We start from the raw sequence: 25699 nt of genomic DNA, 5'->3' as shown, positions 1-25699 counted from the left end.
ATTACTTGATATGAAGGATGTTCGGCGTGCATTGTTGATGCGATTTGCACTTGTATTTGTGTATACGGCTTGTATGGTTGCTGGACCCGCTTCTGTTTTGCCTGCAACTGCTGCGGACCCGTTACAGCAAAGTCCTACTGCGGGGAGTTATCCGGCCAATCTGGTGTCTGATCCGCAGGCTGCGGATGAGCAGTCCGTGCTGGACAAGCCTGCAAAAGAAGTAATTACAGTGATCGATAATTCCAATAAGCAAACATCGGACTGGGCTGCCGCAGATGTGGATTGGATGGTGTCTAATCACATCGTGCCGCCACAGCTGCAGTACAACTATACGTCGTATATTACGAGAGAAGAGTTTGCCGAGCTGGCTGTTTCCGTTGTCAACTTCATGAGTGAAGGCACAATCAACTTTGTACATACGACGATGGAAAATCCGTTTCAGGATTCCGCTAATTCCGAGGTCGCCAAAGCCTACAGCTACGGTATTGTAAATGGAGTGAGCGATACGGAATTTAAGCCCAAGCAATCTATCAATCGTCAAGAAGCGGCGATGATGATGTCGAATTTGCTGCAAAGCATTCAAGCGGAAAACTTGTCCACTGGCGATTTTCACTACCCCGATCGCGATGCGATTGCAGGATGGGCTTTGGATGCGGTGGATGTGACGAGTAACGTCAAGTTGTTTCAGGGCACGGATCAGGGATTTCGACCGCAGGATTATTACACAAGAGAACAAGCGATAGCTGTGATGAGAAGACTGCTCAACTATGAGGGACAAGCGACTGTTATTTCTCTTAGGGGCCGTGTGGTCCTTCATCTTCGCGAACTGGGAACGACAGATGAGGCCAAAGCCAACAAGGCTGGACCCGTATCTGCTCTGGTGGGAACCAGCAGTGTGAAGTTTTTGTGGACCGAGCGATTGGGGACGGCCGAGGCATACTTGGCAAAATTCAAAGCGGAGTCTGACCATCAGCATGCGCATGCAGCCTCATTCAGTCCCAAAGCCATTGAGCAGCTGGAGTCTGGTCAACGCTCCGTTAGAGACGGTGAGTATGTGATCGAGCTGGGCAGCGGGACGCAAAAAACAGGTTTCTTGCTGCAAATTTCCTGGTAGGTGTTGTAGGCGGCAGCTCTGCACGGCATTATTCCAATCAGGGTGGCCCGGGGGAGGCCGATGATTCTCACCGCGTTTGCCCAACAGGTACGCGATTGTCGTGCCGTGCAAGCAGGCAGCCTGAGGAGCGTCCGGTAGGCTAAGCGCACAGACTTCACGGATAGTTGATCTTGCAGAAGCAAACGAACGAAAAAAGGTTGGGCGGGAAACATTGCGTTTCGTCGTCCAACCTTTTAGTTTGAAAAGTTTCGGATATCGTCTGGCGGTAAGCGTACGTGGCCAACAGGCCGATGTGCGGTGGGCGTGCTGACATGACGGCGAATGACCGTACAGTGTGCGAGCTTACCCAACAGTGGAGCGCCGGCCGGCACATCAGACGAGGAGGGTTTCCCACTCCTCGTAGATGGTCTGGAGCTCGCTGCGCTTGAGCTCCAGCGCCTCCGACTTCGTCTGCACGAGCACGTAGTCGTTGAACACGGCCGGGTCGGCCAGCTCGGCCTCAAGGGTGGCGACATCGCCTTCCAGCCGGGCGATATCCGCTTCCAGCTGCTCCAGCTTGCGCTGGCGGCTGCGCTCTTCCCGCTTGGCCGCTTTGTCGGCCTCGTAGCCGAGCGTGCCCACGGGGACCGCTCCTCCCGAGGCAGCTCCGGCGGCAGCGGGCTTTTTCTCCGCTGCGCGGGCAAGCCGCTGCGCTTCGATTTCGGCCAATTCGGCTTTCTTTTCGACGAAGTCGTCGTAATTGCCGAGATAGGCCGTAATGCCGCCCGGAGCAAGCTCCAGCATGCTTTCCGCCATTTTGTTCAGAAAATAGCGGTCGTGCGAGATGAACAGCAAGGTGCCTTCGTAGTCGATCAGCGCCGACTCCAGCACCTCTTTGCTGTACAGATCCAAATGGTTCGTCGGCTCGTCGAGTATGAGCACGTTGGCTTTTTGCAGCATCAGCTTGGCCAGCGCGACACGCGCTTTTTCACCGCCGCTGAGCGCGGATATTTTTTTGAACACATCTTCGCCGCTGAACAAGAAGCTGCCGAGCACGGTGCGGATGCGGGCTTCCTCCAGATGCGGGTAAGCGTTCCACACCTCGTCCAGAACGCTATTGGCCGGATTCAAGGCGGTTTGCTCCTGATCGTAGTAGCCGATCGTGACGTTCGCGCCCCATTTGAAGCTGCCTTCATCCTGCCGGTGCTGGCCGATCAGCGTCTTGAGCAACGTGGATTTGCCGACGCCGTTCGGGCCGATCAGCGCGGCCGTCTCGCCGCGCCGCAGCTGGAACGAGACGCCGTCCAGTAGCCGCTTGCCGCCGCCGTGCGACAGAGCGAGTCCATCGACGGTCAGCACATCCTTGCCGGTCGCCGCTTCGATTTCGAAGGAGAACGAGGCGCGCTTCAAATCGCCCAGCGGCTTGTCGAGCCGGTCCATTTTATCGAGCAATTTGCGGCGGCTTTGCGCGCGCTTGGTCGTCGATGCCCGGACAATGTTGCGCTGGATGAACTCTTCCATCTTGGCGATTTCCTCTTGCTGGCGCTCGTAGTGCTTCATTTGAATCTCGTATTCCGCTTCCTTGATTTCGATGAATCGCGTGTAGTTGCCGGTATAACGTCTGGAGGCGTTGCGTTCGATTTCATAAATCGAGGTGACGAGCGCGTCGAGGAAAAAACGGTCGTGGGACACGACCAGAATCGCCCCGGCATACCCGCGCAAATACCCCTCCAGCCACGTTAGCGTAGGGATATCGAGATGGTTGGTCGGTTCGTCGAGCATGAGCAGATCGGGCTCTTCGAGCAGCATTTTGGCCAGCGCCAGCCGGGTTTTTTGCCCGCCGCTGAGGGCGTTGACCGGGGTCTCCGGCGGCAGATGGCTAAAGCCCATCCCGCTGAGAATGCCGCGGATTTTGGCTTCAATTTCGTAACCGCCCTGCTCGCGGAACCAGTCGGAGCGGCGCGCGTAGCGCTGCATGGTGTCTTCATATTTCTTCTCGTCTTGGGCCAGCGTTGGATCGGCCATCAGCGCTTCCAGCTCGCGGAGCTCACGCTCGGCGGCCAAAAGCGGGGCAAAGACGCCCAGCAGCTCGTCCCAAATGGATTTGTCGCTGTTCAAGCCGCTATTTTGCTTCAAATAGCCGATTTTCGTTTCTTTGGCCTTGAAAATGTCGCCGCTGTCATAAGACAGCTCGCCGGCTATAATTTGCAGCAGCGTCGATTTTCCCGCGCCGTTGACGCCCACGAGTCCGATGCGCTCGCGATTTTCGATTTGCAGAGTTATATGGGAAAGCACGGAGCGGACGCCGTAGCTTTTGGATACGTTGGAAACCTGTAGCAGCATCTAGCCTGAAACCTCCTGATTCTAAAATCGTCGTTCCTTTCTAGTATACACTATCCCTACAAGCCGCGTTGCAGCAAATTGTCCGGCTGCGGACGGAGCGGGCGGGCCGCTGAAGGAGGAAAGTATCGTTTTTTGCCATGTTTATGTTAAAATGGGGAAAACCACTCTTGGGGAAGGCTGACGATCGATGAATATTCGAGAGCGGAAAATTGAACTACGCAAGGATATGGAGCAGCGGCGCGCCTCGCTGAGCCCCGCGGAGCGCGCAGACAAGCAGCGGCGCATCAACGCCGGACTGCTGGAGCTGGCTTCGCGTTATTTGGCCCAAGGCCGTCCAAGCGAAGCCGTGCCAACGCTGTTGACGTACATGCCGCACCGCTCCGAGCCGGACGTTACTCCGCTGATGGAGTGGTGCTGGAAGCAGGGCGTGCGCGTGTTGCTGCCGCGCGTCGCGAAGGATACGAAAGCGATGAGCCTGCATGCGGTAAGGGGCTACAAGGATTTGGACAGCGGTGCTTATGGCATACGCGAGCCGCGACCCCATACGTCGGTGGAAACCGATCTGGCGACCATTTCGCTGATTTTGGTGCCGGGATTGGCTTTTGACACGGGCTTTGGCCGTTTGGGCTATGGGGGCGGTTATTACGACCGTTTCATGCAGCTTTTTGCCGCGCGCGGGCTGGAACGCCCTGCCGCGATTGCTGCGGCCTTCGACATTCAGCTGATCGAGCAGGTGCCGACGTCTTGGCACGATTTTCGCGTAGACGGACTGATTACCGAGTCGAAGCAGCTGTTCAAGTCGGAAAAGAGGTGATGGCGATGGACAATCCGAATGCCGGCTCGGGAGCGTTCACGCACATGAACGAGCAGGGACGGGCGCGCATGGTCGACGTGTCGGACAAAAGCGAGACGAAGCGCACGGCCGTCGCCCGCACGACGCTGCAGCTGGGGAAAGAGACGTTAAGCCGGATCCAGGACGGGACGATGAAAAAAGGCGATGTGCTCGCCGTGGCCCAAGTTGCGGGAATTATGGCGGCCAAAAAAACCGCCGACTGGATCCCGATGTGCCATCCGCTCGCCCTGACCGGCGTCGATATCTGTTTTTCCGACAATGGAACGGACGAGCTGTATATTGAAGCGACGGTTCGGATTACCGGGCCGACGGGCGTCGAGATGGAGGCGTTGACGGCGGTTTCGGCCGCGGCTTTGACGGTTTATGACATGTGCAAGGCCGTCGACAAGGGAATCGTCATCGGGCCGACGCTGCTGGTGAGCAAAACCGGCGGTAAAAGCGGCGATTTTCACAGAAACGATACACTTTCTTCATAACATTTCTGATACAGTGAAACTAAGGAGAGGTGACATGGATGCTGCGCTGGAAGGTTGCGATATTGACGGCCAGTGACCGCGGTTACCGGGGGGAAAGAGAAGATACGAGCGCACAGGTGATCCGCGAGCTGGTTGAAGAGGAAATCCAGGGTGAAATCATCGAGTACCGGGTTGTGCCGGACGAGATGGATGAAATTATGGCTTCTTTGATTGAGATGACCGATTATTATCAGGCCGAGCTGATTTTGACGACTGGCGGCACGGGACTGGCGCCGCGCGACGTGACGCCGGAGGCAACGCTGAACGTGATCGATCGGGTGGCGCCGGGCTTCGCCGAAGCGATGCGAATGGCGTCGATTCAAAAGACGCCGCGGGCGATGCTGTCGCGCGCTGTCGCCGGCATTCGCGGGCGGACGTTGATCATCAACCTGCCCGGCAGCCCGAAAGGGGTTCAGGAAAATCTGATGGCCATTATCGATCAATTGCCGCATGCTCTGGCGATTTTGACCGGACGGGAAGGCGGGCACGGCGATGAAGCTTGAGCCGATGCTGCGCGAGGTCAAGGTTGAAGACGCGATCGGCATGCTGCTGCCGCACGATTTGACGCAGATCATCCCGGGCGCTTTCAAGGGCCAGTTGTTCCGCAAGGGGCATCAAATCCGTGAAGCGGACATCCCCGCGCTGCTGAGCATCGGTAAAGAGCACATCTATGTCATGGAGCTGGCTCCCGGTTATTTGCACGAGGACGAGGCGGCCGAGCGGATGGCGCGAGCCGTTGCCGGTGCCCATGTCACGTTGACCGAGCCGCGCGAGGGCAAGGTGAACGTCAAGGCGGCGATTCAGGGACTTGCCAAGCTGCACAAGCCGTTTATCGATGCGGTCAACGGCATCGACGAGCTGGTGCTGTCGACGATCCGCACGAATACCGTTGTGCAGCCAGGGCAGTCGCTCGTCGGCACACGGGTGATTCCGCTGATTGTGGAAGAGGCGAAAATCGTCGAGGTCGAGCGGGCAGCGGCGCGCTGCCGCGCCGAAGGGACGGCGCTGGTCGAAGTGAAGCCGCTGCGCAAGCTGCGCGTCGGCGTCGTTACGACCGGCAGCGAGGTGTTTAAGGGACGTATCGCCGACAAATTCGGCCCCATCGTGAAAGAAAAGGTCGAGGCGCTGGGCTCCGAGGTCATGGAGCAGCGTCTGGTGACCGACGATAGCGCCGCGATTGTCGAGGAAATTCGCGGCTTTGCCGAGCGGGGCGCCGAGCTGATTCTCGTCACGGGCGGCATGTCCGTCGACCCGGACGACCGCACGCCGGGAGCGATTCGCCAGACAGGCGCATCGGTCGTCAGCTACGGCACGCCCATGCTGCCGGGCTCGATGCTGATGATGGCGTATCTTGGCGACATTCCGGTGATGGGCTTGCCCGGCTGCGTCATGCACGATCCCTACACGTCGTTTGATGTGCTGCTGCCGCGCATTTGCGCCGGCGAGCGGATCGAACGCAGTGATATTACGGAGCTGGGCTATGGCGGGCTGCATCATTGCTAACGTGCGGTTGGGGCGGCGTATGAGAGACGGCGAGTGAGCGGCGGAGCGCAGGCCAGTGAGGTTGGGCGGAGCACGAGTGACGGAGATGAAGCGACGTTCAATGAGCGTGAAAACGCGACGTGCTTCGGCGTGAGCGGCGAGCCGACTGCGACGCGAATGAGCCTGGAGGCTGTTGCCCCGCCCGAAGCCGCGTTCGTAAGGCTTGGCGGCTGCTTTCAAGCTGCCGTCGGCACGACAGCGAGCAAGCATGCCCGTCCCGGACCTAAAGCCGGCCAGCCGCAACCAAGGGAGGACATCCAGTTGTTTCAGAATATCGGCTTTACGGAAATGCTGCTGATTGCCGTGGTGGCGCTGGTGCTGTTCGGGCCCAAGCGGCTGCCGGAAATCGGCCGCAAGCTGGGCACGGCGCTGCACCAGCTCAAACAAGGCGCGCGCCAGCTGATGCAGGACGACGCGCGCCCGGCCCCTGCGCCCCACACCGCAGGCGGGGCGACCCCCGCGGACGGCGCCCGGCCGTCCGCTGAAGCAACGTCTGCAGCCGCGCCGCCCGCCCCCCCGGAAGGGGCGGGCAGCGGCGTCGCAGACGCCAGCGATGACGCCGCCCCGGTCGCGGGCGGCGAGGGACATGCCGCAGCGGCGAAGCCGGGCGGCGCAAGGCGGCTGCCGGATTAGGCAGCCGGCGGGACCCGCGGACGGCGCTGCGCCGTCCGCAGATGAGGTGAAGGACCAATGACAACAACCAACGAAGAAATGACGCTTGTCGAGCATTTGGGCGAGCTGCGCAAGCGAATTATGTGGATTGTGGCCGTATTGGTCGTCGGCATGGTCGTCGGACTGATTTGCGCCCGGCCGCTGATTCGCTTTTTGAAGGAGCTGCCTCCGGCGAGCGGCATCAGCTGGAACGTGTTTTCGCCGTGGGATGCCCTGCGGCTGTATATGAACTTCGGCTTGGCCGTCGGCTTGCTCGTTACGCTGCCGGTGGCGCTGTATCATATCTGGGCGTTCGTGAAGCCCGGCCTGCGCGCTGAGGAGCAAAAGGCGTCGATTGCGTACATTCCGGCGGCGTTTTTTCTGTTTTTGCTCGGGGTGGCGTTTGGCTATTTCGTCGTGTTTCCGCTGGCGTTTTATTTCACGTCGTCGATCAGCAAAAGCCTCGACATTAACGAAATGTACGGGGCGGCGCAATATTTTGCGTTCATGTTCAATATCATCCTGCCGCTGGCGCTGCTGTTTGAGCTGCCCATCGTGGTGATGTTTTTGACCAAAATCCGCCTGCTCAACCCCAAGCGGCTGCACAAGCTGCGGCGGTACGCCTACCTGCTGCTGGTGATTCTGTCGACGGTCATTACGCCTCCGGATGCAATTTCGGCGATTCTCGTCGCGCTGCCGCTCATTTTGCTGTATGAATTCAGCGTGCTGCTGTCCGGGTTTGTGTATCGCAAGCAGCTGCGTCAGGACGCCGAATGGGAACGGGAATACGGTGCGAAGTAAGCAAGCAGTCTGCGTTTGTCGCAGGCTGTTTTTTCTTGTCGAGCGGGAATATAGCGGGCAGGGAATGGGTACAATGGGGCGATGTGGACAATTGAAAAATGTGTAAAAGGACTTGCAAAATGATGCAGGAATGATTATTATAAGAATTGTTGTTAGCACTATAAGTAATCGAGTGCTAACGTAGAGCGAATCCATTTTAAACCCATTTCTGAAGGAGGCTAAATTTCCATGATCAGACCGTTAGGTGATCGCGTAGTCATTGAAGCCATTGCGAAAGAGGAGACCACAGCCAGCGGCATCGTGCTGCCGGACACAGCCAAAGAAAAGCCGCAAGAAGGCCGCGTTCTCGCTGTAGGCGCAGGCGCCCTGAAAGACGGCGTGCGCGTTCCGCTTGAAGTTCAAGAGGGCGACCGCATCATTTTCTCCAAATACGCTGGAACTGAAGTGAAATACGAAGGCCGCGAACTGTTGATCTTGCGCGAAAGCGATATTCTCGCTGTATTAGCCTAATTGTAGCATTCAGGCATAAATAGACCTGCCCGCCAGCGGCCCAGCCTCAGCTTTGCATGTCTGGCGGCAGCGTTCCGTGAGTTTATACTTAAGTTCTCCGATGGCAGTACTTAGGAACTGCACCTGTACGTTACACGTATCAAGCAAATTCAAGGAGGTTATCCACACATGGCAAAGGAAATTAAGTTCAGTGAAGACGCACGCCGCGCGATGCTTCGCGGGGTTGATGCTTTAGCGAATGCGGTAAAAGTAACCCTCGGCCCTAAAGGCCGCAACGTTGTGCTGGAGAAGAAATTCGGCAGCCCGCTGATCACGAACGACGGCGTGACGATCGCCAAAGAAATCGAGCTGGAAGACGCGTTCGAGAACATGGGCGCTCAACTGGTTAAAGAAGTAGCGACGAAAACAAACGACGTTGCCGGCGACGGTACGACGACAGCTACTGTTCTGGCTCAAGCGATGATCCGCGAAGGTCTGAAAAACGTGACGGCCGGCGCGAACCCGATGGTCATCCGCAAAGGCATCGACAAAGCGGTTAGAGCGGCTGTAGAAGAGCTGCAAGCGATCGCCAAGCCGATCGAAGGCAAACAATCGATCGCACAAGTTGCGGCGATTTCCGCAGCAGACGAAGAAGTTGGCGAACTGATCGCTGAAGCTATGGAAAAAGTCGGCAAAGACGGCGTTATCACCGTTGAAGAATCCCGTGGCTTTGCCACTGAGCTGGAAGTTGTAGAAGGTATGCAGTTCGACCGCGGCTACATCTCGCCTTACATGATTACAGACACGGATAAAATGGAAGCCGTTCTCGACAATCCCTACATCCTGATCACGGATAAAAAAATCTCCAACATTCAGGAAATCCTGCCTGTGCTGGAGAAAGTCGTTCAATCCGGCAAGCAGCTGCTGATCATCGCCGAGGACGTAGAAGGCGAAGCGCAAGCGACGCTGATCGTCAACCGTCTGCGCGGCACGTTCACTTGCGTGGCTGTTAAAGCTCCTGGCTTTGGCGACCGCCGCAAAGCGATGCTGGGCGATATCGCTGCCCTGACCGGCGGCCAAGTGATCACCGAAGAACTGGGTCTGGAGCTGAAATCGACGCGCATCGAGCAGCTCGGTACGGCTCGTCAAGTTCGCATCACCAAAGAAAACACGATCATCGTGGACGGCGCTGGCGATTCCAAAGACATCGGCGCACGCGTATCGCAAATCCGCGCCCAACTGGAAGAAACCACTTCCGAGTTCGATAAAGAAAAACTGCAAGAGCGTCTGGCGAAGCTGTCCGGCGGCGTAGCCGTGATCAAAGTCGGCGCTGCTACTGAAACCGAGCTGAAAGAGCGCAAGCTGCGCATCGAAGACGCATTGAACGCGACTCGCGCTGCGGTTGAAGAAGGCATCGTTTCCGGTGGCGGTACAGCGCTCGTGAACGTCTACAACGCAGTAGCCAAGGTGACGGCTGCCGGCGACGAGCAAACAGGCGTGAACATCATCCTGCGCGCTCTGGAAGAGCCTGTGCGTACGATTGCTGCCAACGCTGGTCAAGAAGGCTCCGTGATCGTTGAGCGTCTGAAAAACGAAGCGGTAGGCATCGGCTACAACGCCGCTTCCGGCGAATGGGTCAACATGTTTGAAGCCGGTATCGTCGACCCTGCGAAAGTAACGCGCACCGCGCTGCAAAACGCAGCATCCGTTGCGGCGATGTTCCTGACGACAGAAGCCGTCATTGCCGACAAGCCTGAGCCAAAAGGCGCTGGCGGCGGTATGCCGGACATGGGCGGCATGGGCGGTATGGGCGGCATGATGTAATAAGGGCCGCAAAGCCTTAGGCCAAGGATTTCTCCTCGGAGAAACCCGGATTGCCGGCCTTGTGTATAAGGAAGACACCTTAGAGCGATGTAAATTGCTCCAAGGTGTCTTTTGTTTTGTAAGCATATAGGAGAACGCTAAATTTCTTTTGAATTTCTCGCAGCAGCACCCTTGCTTCTTTGCTCGCTTTGCATAGAAGCCGCTTTTCTTGCGATAGCGGAATCGACATATATCCTATGCCTAGGGGAGAAAAGCCTTTCTGCGATTAAGAACTGATCGTGTTTGACACCGCTCAGCACTTCACATTCCGTAATCGGCGAAAAGAATATTCGCCGTTTTTCTTCTTGGGCTTGTCGTACCAAGTTAACGGCGGCATGATCGTTGTCCAGAATGGCGATGACGATGTTCGAATCGGGTGGCCGTGGGTCACTTTCCCCAGTCCTCCCGTGGCTCCTGAATGTGATCTAATAATTGTTGGGCTTCCCCCGGCTTCAGGATTCCAGCCACACTTAAAATGTCATCGACTGAGTAATCATCATAGTCCTCGATGGTTTCTGCTTCAAGGTCTATGACAAGCTTTTTGGTGGAAATATTGTTTTCAGATAAAAACTCCCTTAAGTCTTTTGCTATATGAGGATGGAGTTTGCGTACCATTGACATGGAGAACCACTCCTTTATCAAGATATGTTGCTAAATCGGTTCGCTTCCGCGATCTTTACTTATAAACAATTATACCCGCTAATGGAATGAATGGTTACGGCCGCGGCGCACAGAACGAGCCATTATCGTGTGCCTTTCTTGTACGATTGAGATTGAGGGTAGTGCCCACAACTTGCCCACATTTTGCCCACGAACTCTACGCAGGCATCGTATTCACACGGATTTATCGAACCAAGTTTTTAAGAAAATGGGACAAATATCCCATCAAGAGACTCAATAAAACCATAAAAACGCTGTTGTCTCATGGGCGGAATGATGTAAGTTGAGGGCCTGAGCCCTTGCGTAGCAAGGGATTCTCCTCTGGGCAATGAAGGCACCCCTGAACAAAAAAATGAGGGACTATTACTCCGTCATTTACGACTTCTGTAACAGTCTCTCTTGTCTTACTTTAGCAGCAAGGTCTCCAGCAAAATGCGAGTCTTACCTTGTTTACACATTTATTTATTCGTTCCAGGATAATAAGTACATCCCGGATTTTTTACTATAAATTGTTTTTCTTTTTTCAATGCATTCATTAATTCAGGTCCTACATGTAAGTTCTTTTCTACTATTTCCTTAGGTGTGAGCGCCATCCACTGATTAAGTGAAACATCTTCAAAACGGTCACTCTTAAACATCTCCAAAGCCCACACGCTTTCATTACCTGTGTTTTGAATATAGTGTCCAAAGGCACGAGGTACATAGCCGACATCTCCAGCACGATAATCGAAGGTACGAGCCGTACCATTGGGTGCCATAACCGTCATGCGCGCTGTACCAGAGATGTAATATTGCCATTCATCAGCGTTTGGATGCCAGTGCATTTCTCTCATTGCACCCGGTTTGATTTCAAGTAATGCTGCGGATATTTGAGTGGAAATCGGAAAGTTGGTTGAATCCACGATACGCACCGTACTCCCGCCCGGCGTTACGATGGGCTCTTGTGCAAATAGTCGATGTTTAAATGGTAATGGTATCGTTCCTTGAGGGTCATCTACCTGTTGACTTTCTATTGGCCCCGGAACATCTGATTGAAAAATGTACACCTGATGGTTCGGGATATTGTCAAATGTACTTTTGGGAACACCAAAATTCGCGGAAAGTACTTCCTTTGGGGTATGTGCGAAGAAATCGGTGATAGCCAATGTATTAAGGTCAGAGAAGTTGCCGTCAGGGAAAACAAGCAAAAACTCAGTGCCTTCCTCAAGGCCTTGAAGAGAATGAGGAATTCCGGGAGGGAAGTACCAAAGGTCGCCCACACCTATGTCAGCAATGAAGTTCCTCCCGTTTTGATCGACCGATGTAATGCGCGTTTTCCCCACAAGAACGATCGCCCATTCCGCTTGTTGATGCCAATGCATCTCGCGAACACCGCCGGGAGTCAGTGCCATATTCACCCCAGCAAGCTCGGTCGCAATCGGAAGCTGTCTAACGGTTACTTCCCGTGACCAGCCACCGTGATTTAACTGCATATTCGTATCGGAGAAAGAGAATTTTAGGTTAGGAAGCGATCCGGCATCGGTGGCAGGTGAAACAAGCATGTCAGGGTTTTCAATGTCTCGCATTATGTCTCGCGGCCCTAAATCCCACCAACCAGCACCATCATTTCTAATCGGTTGTGGTATATTGCCATTCCGTGTTTTGATTTCCAAATGTTTTGCACCTCTCGTTCTATTCATTACTTAATCGTGATTAGGTGAATGCCTAATATAAGTTATGAATTTAACCTAGGAGTGGAAACATGTCTGGGGTGCCTTTTGTTTTTTGAGAAAGAGGGAAAATCCGTTAAGCATGTGGAGTACACCCATAGAAAAGACATTGAAAAACCCCTGGGGATTCCGATGAATTCTCAGGGGAGGGAAGCGGACCTATTGCCAAATAACGAAACATGCCCAATTTTAATTTTGTTTCATATGCTTGCATGCCGTAATCGTATACAAGGATTGATCCGCTGATACTTCATAAGAGATAACATAACAATCAATTCGAATGTAGTAAGTGTTTTCATGAGTTTTCGACGTGAACAATCGTCCAGTTTGTACGATGATCTTTTTATGAATCCGTTGTAGGAGCTATAGCTAGTATTGAGCGGTTTCTTCGGATGAAAAGTGAATGCTTTTTATGCTGGAAAAGCTTTTAGAAGCGCGTCGGACCACGTTACAGTCAGTTAAAGGTCTCTGTTTCGAATCATATCGATCATCTGTTGCGTCGAAAAAACGTGCCCATTTTTATCGGTCAATTTCACAAACATGAGATCAGCTCTTTTTTATTAGTATAACCTATAATTAGCTTGACGGACACCGCCCGGCCCACATCAATCGTATTTCCCCGTGTACAAATTATATACCGATACCGCCAACGTTCACCCCGGTAACAGCCGATTTTCACACATCGATCCCAAAACCTGCGTCACATAAAATTTTTTGGTACACCGCAGCAAAATTACTTTCTTCCACTTTGCATAAAACTCAGAATCTGATAGAATAAGAAAGGATTACGATATCCTTAGTAGGATTTTAAGAGGAGGCACGCTTTCATGGAAAATAAGATGCTTGATTCCATACATGAAATGACGCATCTGGACCAACTTGAGGCTGAAGCGATTTATATTATACGAGAAGTAGCGGCAGAATGCGAAAATCCCGTGATGCTGTATTCCATCGGCAAGGACAGCTCGGTGATGCTGCATTTGGCATTAAAAGCTTTCTATCCCGAGAAGCCGCCCTTCCCTTTTATGCATATTGATACAAAGTGGAAATTTAAAGAAATGATCGAGTTCCGCGACCGCAAAGCCAAAGAATTCGGCATTGAGATGATTGTTCATTCCAATCAGGAAGGGATTGAGCTGGGCATTAACCCGTTCGATCACGGCTCGGCGTACACGGATATTATGAAAACTCAAGCGTTGAAGCAGGGGCTGGACAAATACGGGTTTACAGCGGCGTTTGGCGGCGGCCGACGCGACGAGGAGAAATCGCGGGCGAAAGAGCGGATTTTCTCCTTCCGGAATAAAAATCATGCGTGGGACCCTAAGAATCAGCGTCCGGAGATGTGGCGGCTGTTCAATACCCGGATCAACAAAGGCGAAAGCATGCGCGTTTTCCCGATTTCCAACTGGACGGAAAAAGATATCTGGCAATACATTCGCCGCGAAAATATCGATATCGTCCCGCTTTATTTTGCCAAGGAAAGACCGGTTATTGAGCGCGACGGCCATCTGATTATGGTCGATGACGACCGGATGAAGCTGGAGCCGCATGAGAAGATCGAAATGAAAAAGATGCGGTTCCGCACCTTGGGCTGCTACCCGTTGACGGGCGGCGCCGAGTCGGAAGCCGATACGCTGGATACGATTATTGAAGAGACGCTGGGCGCGGTTTCATCCGAACGGACCACCCGGGTGATTGACCAGGAAGCGGCTGGAAGTATGGAACGACGCAAACGGGAGGGCTATTTCTAAAATGAAAAGTCTGCTTAAATTTATTACATGCGGAAGCGTGGACGACGGAAAATCGACCTTGATTGGACATATGCTGTATGATGCCAAGCTTTTATTCGCCGATCAGGAGAAGGCGCTGGAGCTGGACAGCCGGCTGGGCAGCCGCGGCGGCAAAATCGACTATTCCTTGTTGCTTGACGGCCTGCTGGCCGAGCGCGAGCAAGGGATTACGATTGATGTAGCGTACCGTTATTTTACGACGGAGCGCCGTTCCTTCATTGTCGCGGACACGCCGGGGCATGAGGAATATACGCGCAACATGGCCGTGGGCGCATCGTTTGCCGACCTGGCGGTCATTCTCGTCGACGCCACCAAAGGCATTATTACCCAAACCAAGCGCCATACGCGGATTTGCGCGCTGATGGGCATCAAGCATCTCGTATTGGCCGTCAACAAAATGGATTTGGTCGGCTTTGATGCCAAGCGCTTTGAAGAAATCAAGGAAGAGTTCGCGCGGACGAGCTCGGAGTTTCATTTTCAAAGCATCCAGGTGATCCCGGTTTCGGCGACGGAAGGCGATAACATTACGAAAAAATCCGACCATACGCCTTGGTATGACGGCGTGCCTTTGCTGCCGTATTTGGAGCAGGTCGATGTTCATCAAACCGACAATACGAAGCAATTTATGATGCCGATCCAGCGTGTATGCCGGCCTGACCATACGTTCCGTGGCTTTCAAGGCCAGATTGAGGCGGGAAGCATCGCGGTGGGCGATGAGCTGACGACGCTGCCGAGCCGGGAAAAGGCGAAGGTCAAACGCATTCTGGTGACCGATCAGGATCGGGATTCGGCGTATGCCGGACAGCCGGTGACGATCCAGTTGGATCGTGAAGTCGACGTTTCGCGGGGCTGCGTATTTACGAAGGACGATCACATTCAGGAAGCGGACAGCTTCAGCGCCACGATTCTCTGGATGGACGATTCCGTTCTGACTCCCGGCAAAAACTATCTGGTCAAGGTCGGAACCAAGGTTCTGCCCGGTACAGTAACAGCCATCACGCATAAAATCGATATTAATACGGGCAAAACCGTTGCAGCCGATCATGTCGTCAAAAATGAATTGGCGCAATGCGAGTTCTCCTTATCGGATGACATTGTGTTCGATTCCTTCGAGCAAAACAAAAGCATCGGCGGATTCATTCTGATCGACCGCGTGACCAACATGACCTCGGCTTGTGGCGTCATCGAGCATGCGCTGCAAAGCTCCGACAAGCGGATTCGCCTGGATGCCGAAGTCACCCGCGATGTTCGCGCCCAGCAAAAAGGACAAACGCCGCTGACCTTCTGGTTGACCGGCTCGGCCCCGCATGCAGCCGCCATTGCCAAGGAAGTGGAGAAGCATCTGGTGTCGTCGGGCTATCACACCATGCTGCTTGAGAACAGCCAAGGCGAGCCCCTGCAACGCGTCGCAGAGGTGGCTAAGCTGTTGAACGATGCCGGATTGATCGCGCTGGTATGGGCCGGCTCCACATCCGAGCACGCGCAGGAGCTTCTGGGCAAAGAGTATGTGGAGGTTTCCATCGATCCGGACAAGCCTTCGGTGGATGAAGCGGCCCATGACGTAGTGAAGCGTTTGATGAAGCATTTGGTCCACTAGCAGTCATATAATAACAAAAGGATTGCTCCATTCCGGTATCCCGGTATCATGGTTGTTCATGATGCCGGGATGCTTTTTTTATGAAAGTCAATATATTTTAAAAACAGTAAAGATTTTCTCTTATGATCGGGCCCGGACTTTATTAGGATAAAAATACATCGCCGGACGATGTTAAAGAATGGAAAGGAACCCAATAACAATTGACGGAAAGAGGTGAGCAGAGTTGTTGTAAGCGTTTTATTTTGAAAAAAAGGAAGGTGTTGCTCAGAACGAGTTGATCTGAACAGCGTGGCAACAAGCTTCGACATGCACATTTGCATGCGAAGATTTCTGGCAAGGTGATGTCCGGAAAAACTGATCCCAAAGATTTAAGGAGGAATATTCATGTTAAAAAAAGCGTTAACTTCCCTTTCCACGTTGGTCGTGACCGTGAGCTTGCTGACGGCTCCGGCCGGCGTATCACAGGCGGCAACGCCGATCAGCAATGCGAACAGCACGATTTTTGGGCCCAATGTGTATGTGTTTGATTCGTCTATGGCCTATGGAGATATTCAAAATACCGCGAACAGCGTGTTTAGCGCACAGGAGAGCAGCCAATTCGGCAATCAGCGAACGGCGCTGCTGTTCAAACCGGGCTCTTACAGCAATACGGTTCGCGTCGGCTTTTATACCCAGGTGGCCGGTCTTGGTCAGAATCCCGACGATGTGACGATCAACGGCGGCGTCAATGCCGATGCACAGTGGGACAATGCCAACTCCACGCTCAACTTCTGGCGTTCGATCGAGAATATCAGCGTCAATCCGACGAGCAGCTCGGCGCACGTCTCCAGCGGCACCGCGCAGTGGGCGGTTTCCCAGGCGGCGCCTATGCGGCGGGTGCATATCAAGGGCAACCTGTTTTTATTCGATTTTGATAACGGCTGGAACGCTGGCTGGGCGAGCGGCGGCTTCAATGCCGATACTGTCGTGGACGGAAAAATTACGCCGGCGTCGCAGCAGCAATGGATTTCGCGGAACAGCAAATACGGCAGCTGGGCCAACGGCGTATGGAATATGGTGTTCGTCGGCGACCAAACGCCGCCGTCCGGTGCTTTCCCGAATCCGCCGTATACCGTGGTCGACCAAACGCCGGTGATGCGCGAAAAGCCGTATCTGTATACAGACAATTCGGGCAACTTTAACGTGTTTGTGCCATCGCTGCAGACCAACAAGAAGGGCGTCACCTGGGCAACGGGCGCGACGCCGGGTACAGCGATCCCGATCAGTCAATTCTACATTGCGCAGCCGGGCGTATCGGCAGCAACGCTGAACAGCCAGTTGAGCCAAGGAAAGAACCTGATCTTCACGCCGGGGATTTATCATCTCAGTGATACGCTTCAAGTGACGCATGCGAATACGGTCGTCATGGGGCTGGGCTTTGCGACACTGATTCCGGATACCGGGAAAAATGTGATTTCGGTTGCGGATGTGGATGGGGTCAGCATCGCCGGTTTGATTTTTGACGCCGGAGCGAACGGCTCGCCGGCGTTGCTGCAGGTAGGACCGGCGGGCAGTGCAGCCAGCCATGCGACGAATCCGACAGCGCTCTACGATTTATCGTTCCGCGTCGGCGGTGCGGTGAACGGCAAGACGGATACGTCGCTGCTGATCAACAGCAATGACGTGATCGGTGACGATCTGTGGATCTGGCGCGCGGACCACGGTGCAGGCGCAGGCTGGTCGAGCAATACGGATAAGAACGGACTGGTCGTTAACGGCGGCAATGTGACGATGTACGGCTTGTTCAACGAGCATCATCAAGAATACCAGACGTTGTGGAACGGAAATGGTGGACGTGTCTATTTCTATCAATCCGAAATTCCGTACGACGTTCCGAATCAGGCGTCCTGGATGAGCAAGAACAACACGGTGAACGGCTATGCGTCTTACAAGGTGGCGGATAACGTGACCTCGCACGAGGCATGGGGCGTTGGCGTGTACAGCTTCTTCCGCGATGCGGCGGTCAAGCTGAACAGCGCGATCGAGGTTCCGGATGTGCAGGGCGTGAATATCCATCACATGACGACGATCTGGCTGTCCGGCATGACCGGCAGCGAAATCTCGCATGTCATCAACAATACGGGCAGCCCGGTTTATGCCAATTCGCCAAGCACAGCAATGCGTCAAACCGTATCCGAGTTTGCCGGCAGCGGCACGCCTTCCGGCGATACCGTGCCGCCCACTGCGCCTACGGGCCTGACGGCTACAGCCGCCTCCAGCACAGCCGTTCAATTGGCCTGGAGCGCTTCTACCGATAATGTCGGCGTCAGCCAATATGTGATTTATCGCAACGGCGCGCCGATTGCTACAACGGCTGCTACTTCCTATCAAGACAGCGGATTGACACCGTCCACCTCGTACAGCTATACGGTGGTAGCCAAGGATGCGGCCGGCAATACTTCTTCGTCCAGCAATACCGCAACTGCCGTCACGTCGTCCGGCGCGTTAACGGCGCTTGACCGCTCCAACTGGACGCTGACGACGTCGCCGGTCAACAGCACGCCGGCTAACATGATTGACGGCAGCTTGACCACGCGCTGGACATCCGGTAAAGCCCAGGCTGCCGGCCAATCCGTGACCATCGATATGGGCAGCGCTCAGAACTTCAGCCAAGTTGTCATGGACGCGACGAATTCCAGCAACGACTACGCGCGCGGCTACGAGATTTATGTGTCCGGCGACGGAGTGAACTGGGGCAGCGCCGTAGCTTCCGGCTCCGGCAGCGGTGCCGTCATTACCGCAAACTTTGCTGCGAAGACCGCCCGCTATATCAAAATCGTGCAAACCGGTACTGATTCGCATTGGTGGTCGATTGCCGAGCTGAACGTTTACGGGCAAAGCGGTACGCCGACGCAGCCGACTGCGCTGGCGCGCACGGGCTGGACAGCGGTGACCAATCCGGTCAACGGCACGCCGGGCTACCTGTTTGACGCGGACATGAGCACCCGCTGGACGACAGGCAAAAACATGGCTGCCGGCCAGTCGATCGTGGTAGACATGACTGCGACGCGCACCTTTAACCGTGTGGTCATGGATTCCACCGGCAGCAACAACGATTATGCGCGCGGTTATGAGATTTACGTGTCGGCCGACGGCGTAAATTGGGGCAGCGCGGTGGCCAGCGGAACGGGAACCGGCCCGGTTGTCGCTGCCGATTTCACAATGCAATCCGCGCGGTACCTCAAGGTCGTGCAAACCGGAACGGCTTCCAACTGGTGGTCGGTCCGCGAGCTGAATGTTTACCAATAACAGACGCGCCCGCACTTGAGCCGTCATGAATAAAGCTCCCCTCAGCGTTTCGGTTGGTTCAACCGGAGGCTGGGGGGAGCTTTTCGTTTGTTTGTTTTGTCCCAAGTAACAGACTTAGCGGCTGTCGATGATTTTTTGAACCTCGACTACTTCATTAGGATCACTGGCAACGAGATTGTTATAAAGCTGCGCCACGTCCAGTCCTTGCTTCTTCATAGAGGCCACGTACCAGCGAATGACGGATTTATTTGTCGCGTCTTTGAAGTTTTGTACGTCCATATACGGCTGTAAGGTTGATGACGCTGCCGAGTAATCTTGTTTTAAATATTGGATTTGAGCCAAAGACAGCGCGATCTTGTTGGTAATTGCAAATGGATGGCCTTGCTGCTGCCCTTCAGGCAGCGATTCTAGCGATTGAATCCGTTCCTGTATCTGATTGTAGTCGGCTAAAGCCCCGTTCCAATATCGATCAGTTTCCTGTGTGTTGTTGGCAATTCTTGCGGCATTGCCCAATTGAGCCTTCAGCGACATACTTTCCTCATATACGCTAATGTCCCAAGGAAAGTTTACCATCTCCGATGAGATGAAATCCAATGCGCCTTTATAGTCTTGTTTCATCTTGTAAAGAGAAAGCTTTTGATCGACCAGTTGGCGGTTATGTGGCTCCTGCCGGAGACGCTGATCGACGAGTTGCGTCGCTTGAGTATAGAAATTTTCATCTTTCGATTGATTGTACACGCTGAATAAAATGGCTACTTTTTGTAACGTATACGTCGGATTGGAAGCCGACAAATCAAGTGCCCGGTCCAGCGGCTTGATGATATCGGAATAATTATTGCTGCTCTGCCGTACCTGTTGGAATTCGTTGTAGGCATTCTCAGCGCTAAGTGTTCGGGCGGAGACGATCAATACGACTACCGACACTACTGCGAGCACAGCGGCGAATGTTTTATTGACGGCAGCGCGATTCCAGCTACTGTGTTTCAGCTGAACATCGCCGGCTATGGCGAGCAAAGCACCCAAGCAAATATAGACCAAGATTTCCAGATATAAATAGCTGAGATCAAAGTCAATCAAGCTGTGGCCGAGTAAGGAAATCAGAATAATAAAGAAAATAAAATGCAAGTGCGGGCGGTCTTCCTTGGATCTTTGGAAGTGCCATCGGATATACAAATAAACAATGGATGCGAGGAAAATCAATAATACAAGCAAGCCAACTAATCCGACTTCCGTCAAATACTGAAGCAAGAAGTTGTGCGCCTGACGACTGATATAGGGGTTGTTCTGATACTTTTCGTAAAGCGCTGACCAAGCGCCACCGCCAGCGCCGATAACCGGATAATCTTTGAAAACTTTAATTGCGTCTTTATAAAAGGTACCGCGTTCCAGAACGCTGTTTTGTGTAAAGTTGATCGTCTGCAAGCGGCTACGTACGTTTTCAGGCAACAGCTTGGCAGCAGGCGTGTCGCCGATAAACAAAATAGCACCAAGCACCGCGACGATAACCGCTCCTGCCGGAACCACAAACAACATGAAGCGCTTTTGCTGAAGATTTTGCAATTTCCGTTCGAGCAACGGGGCCAGATAGCGTTGAGAGACAACGGCAATCGCCCCCACGATCAGGGAAGCAGCCAGCAGGATCATCCAGCCCGACCATGCGGCGGAAGAACTGAATTGCGTATGCAGGTCAGTACCACGGCTTGTGATCGGACCTAGTACAAGCAGCGATGCGGCGAATGCAACGGCTGCATACAACAGGAAAAGAAGTTGGCGATATATATGAAGGAAAAACAGGATAATCAGCACAATAGCAGGAATGAGCACGATAGCTCCGCGAGACAAAGTTAAGAAGAAGGAGACGATCATCGGAGCCAGCATGAACGCATGTACAAAGGTCCACTGCCATTTCCGCGATATAAGCGTCATATACAAGGCTGACAGCATAAACGCAATCAGAAATGCGGCGTAGGAGTTTGCGTACTGGAACACCGAGGTTAGTCGGAGTCCGTTGGAATCGGTCATCACCGCATCGCGATAGACCCCCGATTCAATCGAGTTGGAGAACCAGCCGACCAGCTTGGCAGCCAGCTTTCCTCCCCCCAGCCAATTCATCATGCCAAAAACCACTATGGCATACGCGGTCATCCATAAAAGTGCCGCCACGAAATGCAAACCCTTGTTGGTCGCGACAAAGTACGAGCCGAGTAAAAAGAAGGTGAAGAAGATAATCTGTGCGAGTAACATCGTCATTGCATTATAATGGGAAGCTGCGGGAAAGATAGAGATCAGGTAGGTTAGCGGAATCAGCAGCCCGAAGAGGGTGAGCGCATCGCGAATCGTCCTCGTGTTCCATTTCAGGAAGAATTGAATCGACACGGCCAGCAGCGCCAGCGAAGACATTAGGAGCGTGATAAAGATCGGCCGCTCGAAAGAGAAGGAATTTCCGTTAAAGAGTGCCTTTTGAAAGGGCGACCAGACCAGCAGAATCGTTGTCAGACAAACCAGCAACCAAAATAAAAATGACGATTGCTCAAGTGGTGCTTTTTTTTGTTGTTTATACATAAATTTGAGACCTTCCTTCCCTAAAATACGACAATATTTTATCATATAGCTGGATGGTATTCCAATTCTTCATTTTGGAAGACGATTTTCTCCAAGAATATGCAGATTTTAGACAGATGCCGACGAATCCTATACAATAGGTAAAGAAAACGATAAGTTTAGGGGGAGAGACGTATTTTTACCGGAGTCAGGTATCACAAGGCGCTTTGGCTGGCAGGGATACTGGTATTGCTGTTTCAGGCTCCTATGCTCATTCAGGGACCCGGTTATCATGTCCCGATTCTCGACAATCTGGACTACAATCTTCCGATCAATAAAATCCTCGTGGAGAGCGGGCAATGGTTCGGCTCCTTGCATGCTGTAATACCCAATATGCTGGATGGTGTACCAAGAAACTCGCTGGGTTCCGAGTTCAACTTACAATTGCTGCTAGAATATGCCTTGGACAGCTACTGGGCTTATGCCGTCAACGAAATTTTCGTTCACATGATCGCGTTGATCGGCATGTACCTGTTGCTTTCCGGTCATTTTAATATACGGAGCCGCTGGTTGTCTGCGGGGATTGCGGTATTGTTCGCGCTGCTGCCATTTTTATCTTCAGTCGGGGCTACAGTTGCTGCTCAGCCGCTAGCCTTATACGCCTTTTTGCATATCCGCAATGGAAACAACAGAAGGCGCGACTGGCTAATTCTCGCCGCCATACCTTTTTACTCATCGTTAGTTTTGGGATTTTCCTTCTTTTTGGCCTTGATGCTCGGATTATTTGGTTATGACTTGGTGACAAATAAACGAGTAAATAAGCCTTTTTTTGCAGCGATTTGCTTGATGTCCTTTGTATATGTGCTGGTCGAATACAGGCTGCTTTTGTCCACCTTTATTGACCGTTTTCCTACGCACCGGATTGAAAAAGAAATATCCACCATGAGCTTTACGCAATCATTGCATAACGGCTGGGATAATTTTCTTAACGGGCAATTCCACGTTTATACATTTCATAAGCCCATCATGCTGGGGGCCATCATCTTGGGGATTATAGTATCGGCGCTGCAATATAGAACGTACAAGAAGCAACTGATTCTGCAGGTTGCGCTGTTGGCGCTGATTTTTATCATATCGATGTGGTACGGCTTTTGGAGCTATTGGGGATGGGCAGGACTTCGCGAGCATATTGAGCTGTTGAAAACGGCTAATTTTTCCAGATTTCATTGGCTGGACCCTCTGCTATGGTACTCGCTGTTTGCGCTCTCGCTGCGGGCAATTACGCAATTCCGGCCTAGCGGCAGTTATGCAGCCGCCCTGCTAATCGTTGCGCAGCTACTGGTAATTGGCCAAGCGAACGCTGCTAGTGCCAAAAACAATGTATATTCATTCCAAGAGTATTATTCGGTCAAACTGTTCGATTCGATTAAAGCTTACATAGGTAAAGATCCCTCTGACTACAGAGTGCTGAGTATCGGACTTTGGCCCAGCATTCCTCAATATAACGGTATGTATACGCTTGATGGATATCTGACGAATTATGATTTGAACTACAAGCATCGCTTCAGAGAAATAATAGAGAAAGAATTGGATAAAAATGAAGATTTAAAAACTTATTTCGATAAGTGGGGCAATCGCTGTTACATTTTTATCAACGAGCTCCCCGGTCGTAAGTTTTATTTTGATAAAAAAGAGAATGCCGTCATTCACAATCTGGAACTGCGGCTGGACAAGCTGAAAGAGATGAAGGCCGACTACATCCTGTCGACGGCCTTTATCGAAAACGCGCCAGCCAACGGCTTACAGTTGCAGCGCGTTTTCGAAGAAACGGATTCTCCGTGGCGTATATTTTTGTATCAAGTTATGTAAGGGCAAGACAGGAGGACGTTTCAATGAGCAAGGTAAGGGAATTGTGTCAATTTTTTATCGATTTGTTTCGTGTCAGGCGCTTGATTTTCGATCTGGCTCGCAAAGATTTCCGAAGCAAATATGCCGGCAACTATTTCGGTATTGTGTGGGCATTTCTCCAGCCAACCATTTCCATTCTTATTTTCTGGTTTATCTTTCAGGTTGGCTTCAAATCAACGCCTATCGATAACTTCCCTTTTATTCTCTGGTTGTGCGGGGCGATGATCCCTTGGTTTTTTTTCTCTGACGGGCTGCAGACCGCTACATACTCCATTTCGGAAAACAGTTATTTAGTGAAAAAGGTGGTGTTTCGCGTCAGCATGCTGCCGCTGATCAAGATTATTTCAGCTTTTTTTGTTCATCTGTTTTTTATTGTCTTCTTGATTGCGATGTTCGCGTTGTACGGTTACTACCCGGATGTGTATGATTTCCAATTGATTTATTATCTGTTTGCTTTGTTTGTGTTGCTAATGAGCTTGTCCTGGATTACTTCGACGCTTGTCATTTTCCTAAAAGATGTAGGGCAAATCGTAGCCATGCTTATTCAGTTCGGCTTCTGGCTTACGCCGATCTTTTACTCACTGGAGACGGTACCGCAAAAGTTTCATTTTTTATATACATTTAATCCTGTATATTATATAACGAAAGGCTACCGCGACTCGTTGATATATCATCGATGGTTTTGGCAGGACATGCAGCAAACCTGTGTATTCTGGCTAATCACTGCGGTACTTATGTTGATCGGCATCGTATTGTTTAAAAAATTGAAGCCTCACTTCGCCGATGTGATTTAGGGGGATTGGCCATGAGCGGTGACATCGCTATCCGAATTGAAAATATAACTAAAGCTTACAAGCTGTATGACAAGCCTTCAGATCGTCTAAAAGAGGTGTTTTCCTTCGGTCGCAAGCTTCATAAAGAATTTCGCGCGTTGGAGCATGTCGATTTTGAAGTGCGTAAAGGTGAAACTGTGGGCATCATTGGGAAGAACGGATCTGGTAAATCGACGCTGTTGAAAATTATTGCGGGAACGCTGACGCCCACTTCAGGCACCATCCAGCTGGAAGGGAAAGTTTCTGCTTTGCTGGAATTGGGGGGCGGGTTTAATCCGGAATACTCGGGCCTTGAGAATGTGTATTTGAACGGGGCCATTATGGGTTTCACCAAAAGCCAGATGGAGGAACGGCTTCCGGCGATCATTGAGTTTGCCGATATCGGTGACTTCTTGTACCAGCCTGTCAAGACGTATTCAAGCGGGATGTTTGTCCGTCTAGCATTCGCAGTTTCAATTAATGTGGACCCCGATATTCTCATTGTTGACGAAGCGTTAAGCGTTGGCGACATGAAGTTTCAAAAGAAGTGTTTGGAGAAAATCGATGCACTCAAACGTTCGGGTAAGACAATCCTGTTCTGTTCCCATGACATGCATGCAATCGGGGAGTTCTGCAATTCAGTCGTGTGGATACAGAACGGACGAATTGCCGAATCCGGCGAAGCCAAGAAAGTAATTTCTTCATACGTGGCGATGATGACAGAGAAAGAAAACATGCAGACAGCGTTCGTCAAGGACGGAAACAAGCATATGGTTGTGAAACAATCAGATGAAGTGGAGATCGTATCCGTCAAGCTTCAGGACCGGAACGGGAAAGAACGCAGCTTGTTTTATACGGATGAGGATTTACACTTTGAGATGGTCTACCGGGCCCATCACGGGATTGAAGAACCGATCTACAGCGTTTTGATTCATACAGACGAGGGGGTACCTGTGGCGTTGGCCAAAAGCAGCTACGAGGATCAACTTGAGGCTCAAGGTCATGTGAGGGGTTTGAAAACAATTCAGCTTTGCTTGAAGAACATTCAACTAAATACCGGGAAATATTTGTTTGGCATCTCGATTTGGGACAAGAATTCCAAAATCATTTTTGCAGTGAACCGGACTATTTGTTTTGAAATGAGAACCTTAAAAATTGCTTACGGACCGATGGAGCAGAAAACCGTATACTTCATCCCTGCTGCATGGGATGTCAATCCGGATCAATGACGAGGAAAGAAGGGG

Annotated in this window: 20 protein-coding genes; 15 read left to right on the top strand and 5 right to left on the bottom strand. The window is 52.3% G+C overall.

Annotation, left to right across the window (positions count from 1 at the left end; all coding sequences use genetic code 11):
• Nucleotides 1–10 precede the first annotated feature (10 nt).
• Entirely contained in the window at nucleotides 11–1114 is a 1104-nt protein-coding gene (locus tag B5M42_RS11950; protein WP_134751347.1) for an S-layer homology domain-containing protein, read from the top strand.
• 372 nt (nucleotides 1115–1486) lie between these two features.
• On the opposite strand, the gene B5M42_RS11945 is transcribed toward B5M42_RS11950, so the two are convergent.
• A complete protein-coding gene (locus tag B5M42_RS11945; protein ID WP_134751349.1) occupies nucleotides 1487–3436 on the bottom strand; it encodes an ABC-F family ATP-binding cassette domain-containing protein in 1950 nt (649 codons plus the stop codon).
• Between the two features lie 187 nt (nucleotides 3437–3623).
• On the opposite strand from B5M42_RS11945, the gene B5M42_RS11940 reads away from it, so the two are divergent.
• From B5M42_RS11940 to groL, 8 genes are all read left to right on the top strand, one after another.
• Complete coding sequence (locus B5M42_RS11940) at nucleotides 3624–4250, top strand: 5-formyltetrahydrofolate cyclo-ligase (protein WP_134751351.1); 627 nt, start codon at nucleotides 3624–3626, stop codon at nucleotides 4248–4250.
• A 5-nt stretch (nucleotides 4251–4255) separates the two neighbouring features.
• Nucleotides 4256–4765 (top strand): cyclic pyranopterin monophosphate synthase MoaC, encoded by a 510-nt coding sequence (gene moaC / locus B5M42_RS11935; protein WP_134751353.1) that lies wholly within the window; start codon nucleotides 4256–4258, stop codon nucleotides 4763–4765.
• A gap of 41 nt (nucleotides 4766–4806) precedes the next feature.
• A complete protein-coding gene (mog, locus tag B5M42_RS11930) occupies nucleotides 4807–5307 on the top strand; it encodes a molybdopterin adenylyltransferase (protein ID WP_134751541.1) in 501 nt (166 codons plus the stop codon).
• Nucleotides 5297–6307: a molybdopterin-binding protein gene (locus B5M42_RS11925; RefSeq protein ID WP_134751355.1), complete on the top strand. Its 1011-nt coding sequence runs from the start codon at nucleotides 5297–5299 to the stop codon at nucleotides 6305–6307. The genes mog and B5M42_RS11925 overlap by 11 nt, the downstream gene beginning before the upstream one ends.
• Nucleotides 6308–6340: 33 nt before the next feature.
• Nucleotides 6341–6979 (top strand): twin-arginine translocase TatA/TatE family subunit, encoded by a 639-nt coding sequence (locus tag B5M42_RS25520; RefSeq protein ID WP_329959295.1) that lies wholly within the window; start codon nucleotides 6341–6343, stop codon nucleotides 6977–6979.
• A gap of 57 nt (nucleotides 6980–7036) precedes the next feature.
• On the top strand, nucleotides 7037–7798 hold the full coding sequence (gene tatC / locus B5M42_RS11915; RefSeq protein ID WP_134751357.1) for a twin-arginine translocase subunit TatC: 762 nt from the start codon (nucleotides 7037–7039) through the stop codon (nucleotides 7796–7798).
• Nucleotides 7799–8026: 228 nt separating this feature from the next.
• Nucleotides 8027–8308, top strand: a complete 282-nt coding sequence (gene groES / locus B5M42_RS11910) for a co-chaperone GroES (protein ID WP_134751359.1) — start codon at nucleotides 8027–8029, stop codon at nucleotides 8306–8308.
• A 168-nt stretch (nucleotides 8309–8476) separates the two neighbouring features.
• On the top strand, nucleotides 8477–10111 hold the full coding sequence (gene groL, locus B5M42_RS11905) for a chaperonin GroEL (RefSeq protein WP_134751361.1): 1635 nt from the start codon (nucleotides 8477–8479) through the stop codon (nucleotides 10109–10111).
• 137 nt (nucleotides 10112–10248) lie between these two features.
• On the opposite strand, the gene B5M42_RS11900 is transcribed toward groL, so the two are convergent.
• From B5M42_RS11900 to B5M42_RS11890, 3 genes are all read right to left on the bottom strand, one after another.
• Nucleotides 10249–10515: a PIN domain-containing protein gene (locus B5M42_RS11900; protein ID WP_329959306.1), complete on the bottom strand. Its 267-nt coding sequence runs from the start codon at nucleotides 10513–10515 to the stop codon at nucleotides 10249–10251.
• A gap of 22 nt (nucleotides 10516–10537) precedes the next feature.
• A complete protein-coding gene (locus tag B5M42_RS11895) occupies nucleotides 10538–10771 on the bottom strand; it encodes a hypothetical protein (RefSeq protein WP_209280673.1) in 234 nt (77 codons plus the stop codon).
• A 497-nt stretch (nucleotides 10772–11268) separates the two neighbouring features.
• A complete protein-coding gene (locus B5M42_RS11890) occupies nucleotides 11269–12462 on the bottom strand; it encodes an oxalate decarboxylase family bicupin (protein WP_268999164.1) in 1194 nt (397 codons plus the stop codon).
• Between the two features lie 884 nt (nucleotides 12463–13346).
• Here B5M42_RS11890 and cysD point away from each other — a divergent pair.
• From cysD to B5M42_RS11875, 3 genes are all read left to right on the top strand, one after another.
• Nucleotides 13347–14270 carry a sulfate adenylyltransferase subunit CysD gene (gene cysD / locus B5M42_RS11885; RefSeq protein WP_268999163.1) on the top strand — a complete coding sequence of 308 codons (924 nt, stop codon included), beginning with the start codon at nucleotides 13347–13349 and terminating at the stop codon, nucleotides 14268–14270.
• 1 nt (nucleotide 14271) lies between these two features.
• A complete protein-coding gene (locus B5M42_RS11880) occupies nucleotides 14272–15906 on the top strand; it encodes a GTP-binding protein (RefSeq protein WP_134751365.1) in 1635 nt (544 codons plus the stop codon).
• 384 nt (nucleotides 15907–16290) lie between these two features.
• A complete protein-coding gene (locus tag B5M42_RS11875) occupies nucleotides 16291–19194 on the top strand; it encodes a discoidin domain-containing protein (RefSeq protein WP_134751367.1) in 2904 nt (967 codons plus the stop codon).
• 114 nt (nucleotides 19195–19308) lie between these two features.
• Here B5M42_RS11875 and B5M42_RS11870 read toward each other — a convergent pair whose 3' ends face one another.
• Nucleotides 19309–21756, bottom strand: coding sequence for an O-antigen ligase family protein (locus B5M42_RS11870; RefSeq protein WP_167689751.1), 2448 nt, complete (start codon nucleotides 21754–21756; stop codon nucleotides 19309–19311).
• Nucleotides 21757–21930: 174 nt separating this feature from the next.
• Between B5M42_RS11870 and B5M42_RS11865 the strand changes: the two genes are divergently transcribed.
• The 3 genes from B5M42_RS11865 to B5M42_RS11855 are packed head-to-tail and all read left to right on the top strand — an operon-like array spanning nucleotide 21931 to nucleotide 25684.
• Nucleotides 21931–23604 (top strand): DUF6044 family protein, encoded by a 1674-nt coding sequence (locus B5M42_RS11865; protein WP_329959305.1) that lies wholly within the window; start codon nucleotides 21931–21933, stop codon nucleotides 23602–23604.
• 23 nt (nucleotides 23605–23627) lie between these two features.
• Complete coding sequence (locus tag B5M42_RS11860) at nucleotides 23628–24437, top strand: ABC transporter permease (RefSeq protein WP_134751373.1); 810 nt, start codon at nucleotides 23628–23630, stop codon at nucleotides 24435–24437.
• An 11-nt stretch (nucleotides 24438–24448) separates the two neighbouring features.
• Nucleotides 24449–25684, top strand: coding sequence for an ABC transporter ATP-binding protein (locus tag B5M42_RS11855; RefSeq protein WP_167689753.1), 1236 nt, complete (start codon nucleotides 24449–24451; stop codon nucleotides 25682–25684).
• Nucleotides 25685–25699 lie beyond the last annotated feature (15 nt).

It is taken from the genome of Paenibacillus athensensis (assembly GCF_004514475.2).
Taxonomy (GTDB): Bacteria; Bacillota; Bacilli; order Paenibacillales; family NBRC-103111; genus Paenibacillus_AL; species Paenibacillus_AL athensensis.
Note: the sequence above shows the minus strand (reverse complement) of the source record. Positions and strands in the feature narration are given on the sequence as shown.

Coding starts and splice junctions, on each gene's coding strand:
- B5M42_RS11950 (WP_134751347.1), top strand. CDS start 11: ATGAAGGATGTTCGGCGTGCATTGTTGATGCGATTTGCACTTGTATTT.
- B5M42_RS11945 (WP_134751349.1), bottom strand. CDS start 3,436: ATGCTGCTACAGGTTTCCAACGTATCCAAAAGCTACGGCGTCCGCTCC.
- B5M42_RS11940 (WP_134751351.1), top strand. CDS start 3,624: ATGAATATTCGAGAGCGGAAAATTGAACTACGCAAGGATATGGAGCAG.
- moaC (WP_134751353.1), top strand. CDS start 4,256: ATGGACAATCCGAATGCCGGCTCGGGAGCGTTCACGCACATGAACGAG.
- B5M42_RS11925 (WP_134751355.1), top strand. CDS start 5,297: ATGAAGCTTGAGCCGATGCTGCGCGAGGTCAAGGTTGAAGACGCGATC.
- tatC (WP_134751357.1), top strand. CDS start 7,037: ATGACAACAACCAACGAAGAAATGACGCTTGTCGAGCATTTGGGCGAG.
- groES (WP_134751359.1), top strand. CDS start 8,027: ATGATCAGACCGTTAGGTGATCGCGTAGTCATTGAAGCCATTGCGAAA.
- groL (WP_134751361.1), top strand. CDS start 8,477: ATGGCAAAGGAAATTAAGTTCAGTGAAGACGCACGCCGCGCGATGCTT.
- B5M42_RS11895 (WP_209280673.1), bottom strand. CDS start 10,771: ATGTCAATGGTACGCAAACTCCATCCTCATATAGCAAAAGACTTAAGG.
- cysD (WP_268999163.1), top strand. CDS start 13,347: ATGGAAAATAAGATGCTTGATTCCATACATGAAATGACGCATCTGGAC.
- B5M42_RS11880 (WP_134751365.1), top strand. CDS start 14,272: ATGAAAAGTCTGCTTAAATTTATTACATGCGGAAGCGTGGACGACGGA.
- B5M42_RS11875 (WP_134751367.1), top strand. CDS start 16,291: ATGTTAAAAAAAGCGTTAACTTCCCTTTCCACGTTGGTCGTGACCGTG.
- B5M42_RS11870 (WP_167689751.1), bottom strand. CDS start 21,756: ATGTATAAACAACAAAAAAAAGCACCACTTGAGCAATCGTCATTTTTA.
- B5M42_RS11860 (WP_134751373.1), top strand. CDS start 23,628: ATGAGCAAGGTAAGGGAATTGTGTCAATTTTTTATCGATTTGTTTCGT.
- B5M42_RS11855 (WP_167689753.1), top strand. CDS start 24,449: ATGAGCGGTGACATCGCTATCCGAATTGAAAATATAACTAAAGCTTAC.